This is a genomic window from Arsukibacterium ikkense (assembly GCF_000987775.1).
GTDB lineage: Bacteria > Pseudomonadota > Gammaproteobacteria > Enterobacterales > Alteromonadaceae > Alishewanella > Alishewanella ikkense.
In genome coordinates this window covers 1-12,974 of record NZ_LAHO01000021.1, presented here as the reverse complement: position 1 = coordinate 12,974, position 12,974 = coordinate 1, and the positions used below count along the sequence as shown (strand labels likewise).

General features: G+C 51.8%; 12 protein-coding genes. All 12 read left to right on the top strand.

Features of this window, described 5'->3' with window-relative positions:
* Positions 1 to 81: 81 nt before the first annotated feature.
* The 12 genes from tsaA to WG68_RS17550 all read left to right on the top strand — a co-directional run bounded on the left by tsaA (position 82) and on the right by WG68_RS17550 (position 12,720).
* The gene (gene tsaA / locus WG68_RS17605; RefSeq protein WP_046559043.1) at positions 82 to 789 is read left to right on the top strand and encodes a tRNA (N6-threonylcarbamoyladenosine(37)-N6)-methyltransferase TrmO; all 708 of its coding nucleotides are present in this window, start codon (positions 82 to 84) and stop codon (positions 787 to 789) included.
* Positions 746 to 1,819 carry a Kelch repeat-containing protein gene (locus tag WG68_RS17600; RefSeq protein WP_235357780.1) on the top strand — a complete coding sequence of 358 codons (1,074 nt, stop codon included), beginning with the start codon at positions 746 to 748 and terminating at the stop codon, positions 1,817 to 1,819. The genes tsaA and WG68_RS17600 overlap by 44 nt, the downstream gene beginning before the upstream one ends.
* A 49-nt stretch (positions 1,820 to 1,868) precedes the next feature.
* The gene (locus tag WG68_RS17595) at positions 1,869 to 3,593 is read left to right on the top strand and encodes a proline--tRNA ligase (RefSeq protein ID WP_046559041.1); all 1,725 of its coding nucleotides are present in this window, start codon (positions 1,869 to 1,871) and stop codon (positions 3,591 to 3,593) included.
* A gap of 202 nt (positions 3,594 to 3,795) precedes the next feature.
* The gene (locus tag WG68_RS17590) at positions 3,796 to 4,545 is read left to right on the top strand and encodes a sulfite exporter TauE/SafE family protein (protein WP_046559040.1); all 750 of its coding nucleotides are present in this window, start codon (positions 3,796 to 3,798) and stop codon (positions 4,543 to 4,545) included.
* Between the two features lie 17 nt (positions 4,546 to 4,562).
* Positions 4,563 to 4,964 carry a rhodanese-like domain-containing protein gene (locus WG68_RS17585; RefSeq protein WP_046559039.1) on the top strand — a complete coding sequence of 134 codons (402 nt, stop codon included), beginning with the start codon at positions 4,563 to 4,565 and terminating at the stop codon, positions 4,962 to 4,964.
* A gap of 9 nt (positions 4,965 to 4,973) precedes the next feature.
* Complete coding sequence (locus WG68_RS17580; protein WP_046559038.1) at positions 4,974 to 5,375, top strand: YeeE/YedE family protein; 402 nt, start codon at positions 4,974 to 4,976, stop codon at positions 5,373 to 5,375.
* An 11-nt stretch (positions 5,376 to 5,386) separates the two neighbouring features.
* Complete coding sequence (locus WG68_RS17575; RefSeq protein ID WP_046559085.1) at positions 5,387 to 5,818, top strand: DUF6691 family protein; 432 nt, start codon at positions 5,387 to 5,389, stop codon at positions 5,816 to 5,818.
* Positions 5,815 to 6,018: a YgaP family membrane protein gene (locus WG68_RS17570; RefSeq protein ID WP_046559037.1), complete on the top strand. Its 204-nt coding sequence runs from the start codon at positions 5,815 to 5,817 to the stop codon at positions 6,016 to 6,018. Before WG68_RS17575 ends, WG68_RS17570 begins: the two co-directional genes overlap by 4 nt.
* Before the next feature lie 29 nt (positions 6,019 to 6,047).
* Positions 6,048 to 9,380 (top strand): efflux RND transporter permease subunit, encoded by a 3,333-nt coding sequence (locus WG68_RS17565; protein ID WP_046559036.1) that lies wholly within the window; start codon positions 6,048 to 6,050, stop codon positions 9,378 to 9,380.
* Positions 9,377 to 10,453, top strand: a complete 1,077-nt coding sequence (locus tag WG68_RS17560; protein WP_046559035.1) for an efflux RND transporter periplasmic adaptor subunit — start codon at positions 9,377 to 9,379, stop codon at positions 10,451 to 10,453. The genes WG68_RS17565 and WG68_RS17560 overlap by 4 nt, the downstream gene beginning before the upstream one ends.
* Positions 10,450 to 11,613: a cation diffusion facilitator family transporter gene (locus WG68_RS17555; RefSeq protein ID WP_046559034.1), complete on the top strand. Its 1,164-nt coding sequence runs from the start codon at positions 10,450 to 10,452 to the stop codon at positions 11,611 to 11,613. The genes WG68_RS17560 and WG68_RS17555 overlap by 4 nt, the downstream gene beginning before the upstream one ends.
* A gap of 72 nt (positions 11,614 to 11,685) precedes the next feature.
* Entirely contained in the window at positions 11,686 to 12,720 is a 1,035-nt protein-coding gene (locus WG68_RS17550; RefSeq protein WP_046559033.1) for a porin, read from the top strand.
* Positions 12,721 to 12,974 lie beyond the last annotated feature (254 nt).

Below are 12,974 nucleotides of genomic sequence, written 5' to 3'. Positions count from 1 at the left end.
ATGGCCATGCTATTGCTTGTTGTTTCGCCACTGCAATTGCATAATGCGGCTCAAACCAGGACGGGGGCGTATAATTTAACGATGAGTGTTTATCAGTTTGATGTTATTGGTACTATTGAATCTCCTTACAAGCAAAAATTTGCGATTCCGCGCCAACCGGGCCTGATTCCAGAAGCTCGTGGTAAGCTGGTGTTAACGCCACCTTATGCCAACGATGAGATTGTGCGAGGCATTACCAGCTTTAGTCATTTATGGCTGGTGTTTGTGTTTCATGAAACGGCAGACAAAGGTTGGTCATCGCTGGTGAGGCCTCCTCGCCTGGGTGGCAACACCCGCAAAGGGGTTTTTGCCACCAGAGCCACCTTCCGACCTAATCCAATTGGCCTGTCTGTCGTAAAACTAGAACGGGTGTACCGGCAGAACGACACTCTAATTCTGGAACTGAGCGGTATTGATTTGTTAGACGGTACGCCGATTTTAGACATTAAACCGTATTTGCCCTATGCTGATGCCCTGCCTGATGCTGTGGGTGGTTTTGCCGACAGTGCCCCCGAGACACAAATGACGGTAAGCTTTAGCGAACAGGCCATAACGTTTTGTAATACACAACTGAATTATCCGGAATTAACCGGCTTAATTACCAAAGTATTAAAACAGGATCCGCGGCCATCCTATAAAAAACAACGTCATACCGAGCAGCGCTATGGCATGACCTTGTATCACTTTAATATAAAATGGACAGTCAATGGAGAACATAACCATGTTACTGAAATCACTCAGCTACCTTAGTTTATTAACGGCTGCAGCCAGTAGCATTGCCATCCCTGATTTACCCGAACCGGTTAGCAGCAACAGTATAGCCAGCACTACGGTGCGCGGCAAAACCTATATTATCAGCGCGATGGGTATGGGCCCTGGCAAACAAGCAGCCGATTTTCACAACAAAGTCTGGATGCATACCTTAGGCGAGTTTGGCTGGACTGAGCTACCTCAGGTACCCAGTCAGCAGCGATTAACCGGCCGCGCAGCCGCCAGTGCCGTGGCGCTGAATAATAATTTTTTCTTATTTGCTGGCTATACCTTAGCCGCTGATGGCACTAAGCAAACGGCAACCGACAGCTACCGGCTGGATCCGATAACCCGCCGCTACACCCGGATTAATGATATGCCGGTACCGGTTGATGAGGCAGTCGCCCTGCCGTATCAGAACCGTTACATTTATCTGGCCAGTGGCTGGAGTGACCATGGCAACGTCAACCTGATGCAGCTGTTTGATAACTTTACCCAAGGCTGGTCACAAGCCACGCCCTTTCCTGGTAAACCGGTATTTGGTTTAGCTGGCGGCATCATCGGCAATACCTTATTGCTGTGTGACGGCGTAGCGATTGAATACCCTGCGCATAAACCGAGGAACTTTGTCAATGAACCGGCCTGCTGGCAAGGCACTATTGGCAGCAAACCCAATGAAATTAACTGGCAACAGGTACCCCATCCCACCGGTAAAGCACGTTATCGTATGGCGGCTACCGGCGTAAAAGTGCAGGGTGAAGAAGCCATCGTGTTTGTCGGTGGCAGCCACACAGCCCATAACCATCAGGGTGTTGGCTTTAATGGCCAACCTGCCGAGCCAGACAGTGAGGTTTGGGTATATTCAGTAACCCGACAACAATGGTTGAATGCGCAAAAATCGACAGCAGTAATGGATTTGCGCACTCTGCTGGACGTTAATGGCGAGCTATACACCCTTGGCGGCATGATTTCCGGGCAACAAGTGACAAATAAGCCAATTAAACATCAGATTGAACTTCTGCCAGACTAAATGACTTGCTAGAATGTGAGCAATTTTTTGATTACTTTTTGAGAGCAGTATGCGCACCAGCCAGTATTTATTATCTACGGTTAAGGAAACACCGGCCGACGCCGAAATTATCAGCCATAAACTGATGCTAAGAGCAGGTATGGTTCGCCGGCTCGGTTCAGGCATGTTTAGCTACCTGCCAACCGGTGTGCGGGTACTGCGCAAAGTTGAGCAGATTGTTCGTGAAGAAATGAACAAAGCCGGCGCAATTGAAGTTCTGCTGCCGATGGTGCAACCGGCCGAATTATGGCAGGAGTCTGGCCGCTGGGATACCATGGATGCCGAGCTGCTGCGTTTTAAAGACCGCCATCAGCGTGACTATGTGCTGGGGCCCACTCACGAGGAAGTGATTACTGATTTAGTGCGGCGGGAAATTACCAGCTATAAACAGCTACCGCTGAATTTGTATCAAATACAAACCAAGTTTCGTGATGAACGCCGGCCAAGATTTGGTGTAATGCGCGCCCGTGAATTTTTGATGAAAGACGCCTATTCATTTCACTTGGGCCAGGCCAGCTTGCAACAAACCTATGATGCCATGTATAGCGCCTATTGTAATATTTTTAACCGTTTAGGGCTGGATTACCGGCCTGTGCAGGCTGACAGTGGCGCTATTGGTGGCAGTGTGTCGCATGAGTTTCACGTATTGGCAGAGTCGGGTGAGGACGCCATTGCGTTCTCTGATACCAGTGATTATGCCGCCAACATTGAAATGGCTGAAGCGTTAGCGCCCACAGGTGACAAGCCAACCCCCTCACAAGCACTGCGTGAAGTGGCAACGCCCTCAGCAGGCAGTGTTAGCGACGTCGCAGCGTTATTACAGGTGGCAAACACCCGCATTGCTAAAACTTTGTTCGTACTGGCAGAGGCCGATGAGCAAGGCAAGCAGCAATTAGTCGCGCTGGTGTTACGAGGCGATCATGAGCTCAATGAATTGAAAGCCGAGAAACTGGCCGGGGTTGCCAGCCCACTGCAATTTGCCACGGATGAGCAAATCCGGGCTCTTTGCCATGCAGGCCCCGGCTCGGTTGGCCCTGTTGGTTTAAACATAAAAATTATTGCTGATCGTAGTGCCGCTCACCTGGCTGACTTTATCGTCGGTGCCAATAAAGAGGGGTATCATTTCAACGGCGTCAATTGGGAGCGTGATATCAGCGACTATCAGATTGCTGACATTCGTAATATCGTGGCCGGCGACCCCAGCCCTTGTGGCTTTGGCCATATCGTCATTAAACGCGGTATTGAAGTCGGTCATATATTCCAGCTGGGTGAAAAGTATTCAAAAGCACTGAAGGCAGGCGTGCTGAATGAAGAAGGAAAACATCAGATAATGACCATGGGTTGTTATGGTGTTGGCGTGTCACGTATTGTCGCCGCTGCCATTGAACAAAACCATGACGATAACGGTATTATCTGGCCGGATGCGATAGCGCCATTTCAGGTAGCCTTGATCCCAATGAACATGCATAAATCAGTACGCATCGCCGAAGTAACAGAACAGCTGTATCAGCAGTTAACCGCTGCCGGTATTGACGTACTGTTTGATGACAGACGTGAACGCCCGGGAGTGATGTTTGCAGATATGGAATTAATTGGTGTACCGCATAGTATTGTGATTGGCGAGCGTAATCTCGATAACCAGCAAGTTGAATATAAAAACCGCCGTAGCGGTGAAAAAGCCATGCTGGATATTGCCAGTGTCGTTACCGATATCCAGCAAAAAATTACGCGTTAATTCCCTCTTGCCTATTTACAGACCCTGTTTAGTCAATTGCTGAACAGGGCCTGCTCTACCTTTCATCACCATAGTTAAATTAAATGCCACGCTGCTACCTATTAAATTAGTATATGCTAAATTTTAATTGCTTCCCCGGCAAAACCTCATTAGAATAGAACTAAGTTATAAGCTTATTCTATTTAGCTATATAGGGGGCGAAGTGTTAGCATTACTTGGTGCGCTGATTATTGGTTTAAGCCTTGGCCTGTTTGGCTCAGGCGGTTCTATCCTGACGGTACCAGTATTATTGTATCTGATTGGCATGCCGGCAGAATTAGCTATTGCCTCATCATTATTTATTGTTGCCGCTATCAGTGCTTTTGGCTCTTTCCATAATGGCATTAAGCGGCTGATCAGCTGGCGCCATGTACGCTGGTTTGGTATCCCTGGTATGTTGGGGACTTATGTGGGGGCCTGGGGCGGCACCTTAGTCGACAGCCGTTGGCAATTGTTGGTGTTTTCACTGCTGATGTTGGTCGCTGCCGTCTTTATGTGGCGCAGCAAATTGAAGGATACCACTCATCCGTTGGTCTTTAATAAGCCCAAAGTACTGGCAGATGGTTTGCTCGTTGGTGCCATCACCGGTTTTGTTGGTGTGGGCGGCGGTTTTTTAATCGTGCCTGCCTTGGTGCTGATGGGCGGCTTGCCTATTGTTATTGGCGTGGCTACCAGTTTAGTGATTATCGCGTTAAAGTCTTTTGTCGGCTTTGCCAAATACTATGCGGTATTCAGCAGCCAGGGTATCAGTTTTGACTGGATTGTTATTGGCTTAATGGTAATAGCCGGTATTGCCGGCAGCTATCTGGGCGCCTGGATTGGCCGGCGCTTACCCAAAGAAAAACTGCAGCGAGGTTTTGCGGTGTTTTTAGCCATCATGGCCGTCGTCGTCATTACCCAGTCCGTTATCTAACTTAAAGGAAGATACAAATGAAAACAGCTCAGCAATTGGTAGCAGAAGCAAAAGCCACTATTCAAGAAGTTAATCTGGAGCAGTTATCGCATTACTTGCAGCTGCATGCAGAACCCAGGTTAATTGATGTACGGGAGCCGGCTGAATTTGCGCAAGGTCATATCGCAGGCGCCGTCAATTACCCACGCGGTGTGCTGGAAATGCAGTTAGCCAACCATCCTGCTGTTGCAGCCAGTGGCTGTGCGGCAGATGTAGCTTTGGCGCAACTGGCGGCCGAGCCCTTGTATTTAATTTGCCGCTCAGGCGCCCGCTCTGCTTTGGCTACTGAATCATTGCAACGCATGGGGTTTACTCAGGTATATTCTGTGGCACCTGGCATGCAAGGCTGGCTAGATGCTCAACTGCCTGTTATCCGTTAAGAGGAATATATGGACAATTTTACCCCGATAGCGGCATTGGTTGGTGGCACCTTTATTGGCCTGGGTGCCTTGTTATTGATGGTGGCCCTTGGCAGGGTTGCCGGTATTTCCGGCATTAGCAGCCTGGCTATTTTTCAGCGTGAGGGGCGCAGTTGGCGGCTGGCCTTTGTGGTGGGTTTATTAGTTGGCCCCTTGGCTGTCAGTGTGTTGATCAGTGATTTTAGCTTTAGCACCCCAGAATTATCCTTGCGTACTGTGATTGCCGGCTTACTGGTAGGCCTTGGCACCGCCTGGGGCAGTGGCTGCACCTCCGGTCACGGCATTTGTGGTATCGGTCGCTTCTCTGCACGCTCGATCACCGCGACCCTGGTATTTATGGCAGCCGGCGTCTTTGTCGCCAGCCTGTTTTAACGGAGATGACCATGCAAATTTTTATCGCTTTTCTCGCTGGCCTGTTAATGTCTGTTGGCATTGCCGTGTCAAAAATGATCGATCCAGCTAAGGTGTTGGCGTTTTTGGATCTCAGCGGCAATTGGGATCCCAGCCTGGCGTTGGTTATGGCTGGCGCATTAGCGGTTTATAGCATAGGATTTTGGCTGATTCGGCATAAGCCTGCTCCTGTGGTAGCAGAAAAATTTCAGTTACCGCTTCTGAGCAAACCAGATAAACCGCTGCTAATCGGTGCCGTTATTTTCGGCCTGGGTTGGGGCTTGGTAGGTTATTGTCCTGGGCCCGCTATCAGTGCATTAAGCGCCGGCAGCGTGGGCACCCTCGGCTTTGTGCTGGCGATGATCGCAGGCTGGTATCTGGCCAGAAGATGGCCTTTAACAAAAATAATCTCGAGGTTATCATGAATCAGGATCGTATCGTTCTTGCCTTTGCTGGCACTGTTATTCTGCTATCGTTACTACTGGCTACCTTTGCCAGCAACTGGTGGTTGCTGCTAACCGCTTTTGTGGGTGCCAATTTATTGCAAAGCGCTTTTACCGGCTTTTGCCCACTGGCCATGGTGCTGAAAACTTTTGGTGTTAAATCCGGCTGCGCCTTCAAATAGTTAGCACCTTTAAATAGCAAGGGAATCGCATGAACGAAACGCCCACACCGCAATCGCAGGGGCTGGTCGGCTGGTTTATGTCCAGCTACTTCCCCCCAATGCTGATCTTGCTGGCTTTACTGCTGGGCGCGGTGTCGCTCTGGCTGACACCACGAGAGGAAGATCCACAAATCGTGGTGCCGATGGCCGATGTGCTGATCGACGCCCCCGGTTTATCCGCCCGTCAGGTGGCCACTCAGGTGACCGAGCCGTTAGAGCGCTTGCTGTCACAGATTGATGGGGTGGAGTACGTTTACTCACAATCGATGACTGGCCAGGCCATGGTCATCGTGCGTTTTTATGTTGGCGAAGATCGCGAAGATTCACTGGTTAAGCTTTACAACAAGCTCTACGCCAATCAGGATCAGATCCCGGCGGTGGTCAGTAACTGGTCGGTTAAACCTATCGAAATCGACGATGTGCCCATTCTGGTGGCTGCTCTGTATAGCACCGATGCCGCGGTCGATCATTATCAACTGCGTCGGCTGGCCGAACAAGCCTCGCAAAAACTGAAAGCTATTCGTCACACTAATCAGGTCAATGTCAGTGGTGGTTTATCCCGCCTGATCCAGATTGAACTGGATAACGAAGCCCTGGCCGCTCACCACACCAGTGTGCAGGATGTCGAGCGGGCTATTCGCCTGAGCAATCAGCGCCAGCAAGCTGGCACTTTGCAGCGTGATAATCACAGCATTGTCCTGCAAAGTGGTGACTTCTTGCGCTCTGCCAGCGACATCGGCCAGACAGTGGTCAATGTTATCAATGGCCAGCCGGTCTATTTACGTGATATTGCAAGCGTTACGGATGGCCCGGCCGAACCTGGCCAGTACAGCTTTTTTTACCCTGGAGCCGCCTTTAGCGAGAAAGCGTTAAGCCAGAGTGAAGGTCTGCCGGCAGTCTTCCTGGCGGTCGGTAAACAAAAAGGGGCCAATGCCGTCTGGGTCGCCAACGACGTGCTGCAAGCCTTTGCCGAGCTGGAACAAGACTGGCTGCCGACCGGTGTCAAGCTGGAGGTGATCCGTAACTACGGCGAAACCGCTGATGAGAAAGTACTGGATCTGGTATCCAGCCTGGCTATCGCCATTGTTACCGTCGTTATCTTTGTCGGCTTGTTTTTAAATTGGCGCGCAGCGCTGGTGGTGGCTATCGCCATCCCTATCAGCTATGGCGCTACCCTGGGCATGGACTTGTTGTTTGGCTATACCATCAACCGGGTTACCTTATTTGCCCTGATCCTGGCACTTGGTTTGATTGTCGACGATCCTATTGCCTCCATTGACAACATCGAGCGGTTTCTAAGGGAAAAAGGCCTGCCTCCCAAGCGCTCCATTGTGCTGGCGATGGCCGAAATTCGCAGCGCTCTGCTGATGTCAACCCTGGCCATAGTTATCGTCTTTACGCCGATGTTTTTTATCACCGGCATGATGGGCCCCTATATGGCACCGATGGCCTTTAATGTGCCTGTCAGTGTAATTTTCTCAACCGCTGTGGCTTTTCTCATCACGCCCTGGCTGGCCCGTCGTATCATGGTGGGTGCCCGCCAGCAAGGCCACTATCAACCACAAAGTACTTTACTCTATCGAGGCTACAAAGCACTGCTTGGCCCGTTGCTGCACAGCCCAAAACGCAGCACGCTATTTTTGTGGGCCATCGCCGGGCTATTTGTGCTGGCAGCCGCCCTGCCCGCTTTGCGATTGGTGCCGCTTAAGCTGCTGCCTAACGACAACAAGAGTGAATTTCAGCTGGTGGTGGATATGCCCTTTGGTAGCAGCGTCGAGCGCACTGCCGCCACTCTGGAGCAACTGGCGCGCCATCTGCAGCAGGTGCCAGAAATCAGCTCCATTACCAGTTTTGCCGGCCTGCCCTCCCCCATGGATTTCAATGGCATGGTGCGACATTACTTTATGCGCCAGCAACCCCATCAGGGCGAGCTTCGGGTGGTGTTGGTGGATAAAAAGCAGCGCCGCCTGCAATCGCATGAAATTCTGTTGCGGCTGCGCGACGAGTTGCAAACCATTGCGCTGAACAATGATGCCAAGCTAAAGCTGGTGCAGGTGCCGCCTGGCCCGCCGGTGATCAGCACACTGGTGGCTGAAGTATACGGCAGTGACAGCAGCGACTATGTTGCACTGGAACAGGCTGCCCTGACGGTTGCTGCACGACTGCGTCGCGAAGACTTTGTCCACGAGGTGGATACCTCGGTGCCGGAAGAAGCCATGCTCTGGCGGTTTGTGGTCGATCAGGAAAAAGCCGCTTTATCCGGTATTTCAGTGCAGCAAATCAATCAGACACTGACAGCCGCCGCATCCGGCCTGGTGATAGATCACTTGCAGTTGCCTGCGGAAGTGAACCCGCTACCAATTGAAATTCGCCTGCCCCGTGGTCAGCGCGATAACCCGGATCGCTTGCTATCCTTGTATGTTCGTGGTGAAGCTGGTTTAAGCCGCACCCGGCAAGCGCAGGGAGTGGCTGATGCCGCCTTGCCGATGGTTCAGCTCAGTGAGCTTGGCCATTTTCAGCAGTTAGCGGTCGATCGGCCCATTTTTCATAAAAACCTGCGCCCGGTCAGCTATGTTTATGGCGAAACCGTTGGTCGGGTACCGGCAGATGTTGTAGTCGATGTGATGGTTGACAGGGGCCGTGAAGACGATAATTACCGGCCACTGTGGCGCCGTCACTATTTTGGCAATGGCGCCGGTCTTGGCTGGTCGGTACCGGATGATATTCAGGTCATCTGGAGTGGTGAAGGCGAGTGGAACATCACCCTGGATGTGTTTCGCGATCTCGGCATTGCCTATGGCGTTGCCTTACTCGGTGTTTTTGTGGTGATGGTGCTGCAAACCGGCCTAAAAGCCGTGTCTGGCATCATGATGCTGGCCATTCCGCTGACCATTATCGGCATTATGCCAGGCTTCTGGCTGCTGAATGTGTTTAGCGCCGACATAGCCGGCTACCCCAACCCCACACTTTTTACCGCCACGGCGATGATAGGCATGATAGCGCTGGCGGGTATAGTGGTGCGAAACTCACTGATCTTAATTGAGTTTATTCAACAACGGCTGCGTGAAGGCTGTGAGCTAAAAGAAGCCCTGTTTGAAGCCGGCGCAGTGCGTACCCGCCCTATCCTGCTCACCGCCGGTACCACCATGCTGGCCAATGTAGTTATCACGCTGGACCCGATTTTTAACGGCCTGGCCTGGGCCATTATTTTTGGTATTGGTGCCTCAACCCTCTTTACCTTGCTGGTGATCCCGGTGGTTTATCATCAGGTGTACCGCAATCACCCAAGCCATGGTCTGAAAGTCGCTGGAGACGATGAATGAAAACAATTTTTTTAACGCCAGCCAAACGTCTGGCACTGGCTATACTGGCAGCCGTGCTATTTTTAACGCTGATATTTTTATGGCTGGCGGGTGCCTTTGTCAGCAAAGTTGCTGACGAGAGCCGCCCGCTTGCCATAGCGCAAAATGGACAGCTGTATACCGTCAGCCGGCAACCGCTGGCTGAATACCGTTATTTTAGCGGTAACCTGCAAGCCCGCCAACAAACGGCTTTGTCGGCCCGTATCACCGCCCGTGTCGCCGAAGTACTGGTAGAAGCCGGTGACAGAGTACAAGCCGGTGATGTGTTGCTGCGACTGGATAACGACGACTTAAGCGCCAGGGTGCGCCAGCAGGAACAAGCCCTGGCTTCGGCCCAGGCCAGAGTCAATGAAGCGCGCAGCCAGTATCAGCGTACCACCACCCTGGTTACACAAGGCTTATTACCGGCCGCTCAGCGCGATGAAGTGCGCGCCAATCGCGATACCGCCGAAGCCGAGTTGCAGCGCAGCCGGGCGGCCTTATTTGAAGCGCAGACCAGTGAAGGCTTTAGCATCATGACAGCCCCTTATAATGGTGTCATCAGCCAACGTCTGGTCAATACCGGTGATACCGCTACGCCAGGAGCCTTACTACTGACCTTGTATGCGCCGGAAAGCCTGCGTTTTGAAGCCTCTATCAGTGAATCCGTACTTGGCTTGCTGCAGTTTGGCCAGCAACTACAGGTGCAACTGGATGCCAGCCAGCAACCATTGCTGGCCACTGTCAGCGAAATAGAGCCTGCGGCCGATACCAGTTCGCGCAACTTTCGGGTGCGTCTGGACATCAACCGTACTGCAGGCCTCTACCCTGGCATGTTTGGCAGGTTAGCCGTACCAATTGGTGAGCGTGATGCCGTACTGATACCCAGCTTACTTATTGAACAGCGTGGTCAGTTACATTATGTGCAGGTACGAACTGCCGCCGGTATTGAGCGTCGGCTGATCCGCCCTGGCGAACAGCATTTGCAAAACGGCCAAGCCATGCATGAAGTACTAACCGGTCTTGCAGCTGGCGAGCAATTGCAACCAAGATGAGCGATTATCAACACCCGATTGCAACTGGCAATACCGCTCACGCGGCTAAGGTCACCCTGATAGGGGCTTTGTTTGACCTGGCGCTAGGCGTGCTGAAAATTATCACCGGCATTCTGGGCCACTCTGCCGCCCTGATAGCCGATGGCATCCATTCACTGTCAGACCTGGCCACCGATGCTGTGGTACTGCTTAGTATTCGGCTGGGCGGCCGGGCTGCGGATAAAAGCCACCCTTTTGGCCATCGCCGTATTGAAACTCTGGGCACAGTTTTGCTGGGCCTCATCTTGCTGGCCGTCGCCTTAAGCCTGCTCTGGCACAACACCATTTCTTTGTGGCAAGGCCAGCTCAGCCCAACACCAGCCTGGCCGGTACTACTGGTCGCAGTCTTGTCCTGGTTTATCAAGGAAGGCCTCTATTGGTACACCATCAAAGCGGCTCGTGCCATGAATTCGGATTTACTCAGCGCCAACGCCTGGCATAGCCGCAGCGATGCGTTCTCTTCCATAGTGGTATTGATTGGTGCTGGCGGTGCCATGCTGGGATTCTGGTGGCTGGATGCAGTAGCCGCCCTGCTGGTTGCCATACTGATTGCTGCCATTAGCTTGCAGCTGTTAAAGCGCAGTCTGGCTGAGCTAATTGATACCGCCATTCCTGAGCCACAGCAACAAGGCTACCGCCAGCATATTTTACAGACCCAGGGCATTCTGGCCGTCAATGAGCTGCGCAGTCGCACCAGCGGTGGCAAAGTGTTGCTGGAGTTGAAGCTGGAAGTGGCGCCACGGTTAAGTGCTTCCGAAGCGCATTGGCTCGGCACCCAGGTCAAACAGCAATTGCAGCAGCAGTTTTCTGAAATCGGCGATATCCTGGTGCACATCAATAGCCCGGCTACCGAAACCGCAACGGCAGAATCAACACTGAATATCCGCCCGGCTTTAACGGCAGCGCTAAACCAACTGCTGCTTCGTTACCAAACTGATGCTGATAACATTGAACTGATCTTGTATTACCAGGATCCGATCCGGGCCAATGTTTTGCTCAGTAGCAATGCCCGGCAGCTAGTTGATAGCGTCAGCGCCAGCGAGCTCTTGCAGCAACTGCAACAACTTTGGCCGCCAGCCGCTCAGTTGCAGATACACTTTTACCTTAAAAAAGCAGATTAACCTTTGTTGTTACTTTCATTTGCATGATCAGACAACTACCATTATGACAAAATTATGACGAGTAATTTCCTTATGAAAAAACACCCTCTCCTTTGCAGCCTGAGCGCCACTGCGGCCTTGCTGTTAGCACCGGTTCACGCCACTGAATTTGGCATCTACGGCCGGGCACATTTGTCAGTTGACCAGCTTGATAACGGTAACGACAGCGGTCTGAATATTTCCAGCAATTCAAGTCGCTTTGGTATCAAAGGCGCTCATCAGGTGCAGGACAACCTGAAAGTGCTGCTGCAAATTGAAAGTCTGATCAGGCTGGATGAAGGCAGTGGTGACTGGGCATCGCGCAATAGTTTTATTGGCTTACAGGGTGATTTTGGCCTGGTACGTGCAGGCTTTTTTGATACACCGCTGAAAAATGTGCGCAGCCGTACCGACTTATTTGCCGATCAGGTTGGAGATGCACGTAATATAGTACGTGGTGGCGGGGTTGATTTAGACCGCCGTTTTCGCAATGGCCTGCACTATCAAAGCCCGACCATGGATAACCTCACTCTGGATGTGCACTATTCCACCCATGATCGTACCGGCAGCACCAGTGACAACAAAGATGATGCCATTAGCAGCTCGGTGACCTTTGACAATAAAGCGCTGATGCTGATATTAGCTTACGAAAGGCGAAACCGGCTGGACAACAGTGCATTAAGCGGCATCCGCGCCGGCCTCAGTTATCAGTTGAATGAGCAATTACGCCTAAACGCCTTTTGGCAAAGCAGCGACAACTTTGCCGGTGGCGATCGCACCGCTTATGGTGTCGGGGCAGCCTACCGCTTAAGTGAAGCCTACAGCATCAAAGCGCAGCTATATCAGGCCTCGTCAGCCGACAATGATGACAGTGGCGCTACCATGCTGGCACTTGGGGTAGACCGACGTTTTGGGCGAAACCTGACACTCTATGGTGCACTGGCTATGACCAACAACCAGCAGAACGCCAGTTTCAATGCATCTGCTGGTGGGGGTCATGGCAAATCCCTGACTATCAACACCGGGCAAGACCCTTACGCCCTGTCGCTGGGGTTGATTTACAATTTCTCTGCCAATTTCAGTCGCTAAACCAATCTTGTATTCATGCCCCAGATTGCTGGGGCTAATGCTGTAAAGCTTTGAGAGGAAAATAAAAAAACTACCGCTTGGCATTGGAGTGAGCTGATGCGCTTTGGAAACTGAATAAAATGGCTTCGCTGCCGGGACTCGAACCCGCGAGCAACATAGCTTTGGGCGTGACAGGCCGGCTAAGCTGTTAACAGAGAGCAACCGACTGAACTACCGCTTGGCATTGGAGTGAGCTGATGCGCTTTGGAAACTGA

What these genes read in the sequence shown, in the direction of transcription:
- WG68_RS17550 (WP_046559033.1), top strand. Translation starts at nt 11,686, where the DNA reads ATGAAAAAACACCCTCTCCTTTGCAGCCTGAGCGCCACTGCGGCCTTG.
- WG68_RS17570 (WP_046559037.1), top strand. Translation starts at nt 5,815, where the DNA reads ATGAATCAGGATCGTATCGTTCTTGCCTTTGCTGGCACTGTTATTCTG.
- WG68_RS17600 (WP_235357780.1), top strand. Translation starts at nt 746, where the DNA reads ATGGAGAACATAACCATGTTACTGAAATCACTCAGCTACCTTAGTTTA.
- WG68_RS17565 (WP_046559036.1), top strand. Translation starts at nt 6,048, where the DNA reads ATGAACGAAACGCCCACACCGCAATCGCAGGGGCTGGTCGGCTGGTTT.
- tsaA (WP_046559043.1), top strand. Translation starts at nt 82, where the DNA reads ATGAGTGTTTATCAGTTTGATGTTATTGGTACTATTGAATCTCCTTAC.
- WG68_RS17560 (WP_046559035.1), top strand. Translation starts at nt 9,377, where the DNA reads ATGAAAACAATTTTTTTAACGCCAGCCAAACGTCTGGCACTGGCTATA.
- WG68_RS17575 (WP_046559085.1), top strand. Translation starts at nt 5,387, where the DNA reads ATGCAAATTTTTATCGCTTTTCTCGCTGGCCTGTTAATGTCTGTTGGC.
- WG68_RS17580 (WP_046559038.1), top strand. Translation starts at nt 4,974, where the DNA reads ATGGACAATTTTACCCCGATAGCGGCATTGGTTGGTGGCACCTTTATT.
- WG68_RS17555 (WP_046559034.1), top strand. Translation starts at nt 10,450, where the DNA reads ATGAGCGATTATCAACACCCGATTGCAACTGGCAATACCGCTCACGCG.
- WG68_RS17585 (WP_046559039.1), top strand. Translation starts at nt 4,563, where the DNA reads ATGAAAACAGCTCAGCAATTGGTAGCAGAAGCAAAAGCCACTATTCAA.
- WG68_RS17595 (WP_046559041.1), top strand. Translation starts at nt 1,869, where the DNA reads ATGCGCACCAGCCAGTATTTATTATCTACGGTTAAGGAAACACCGGCC.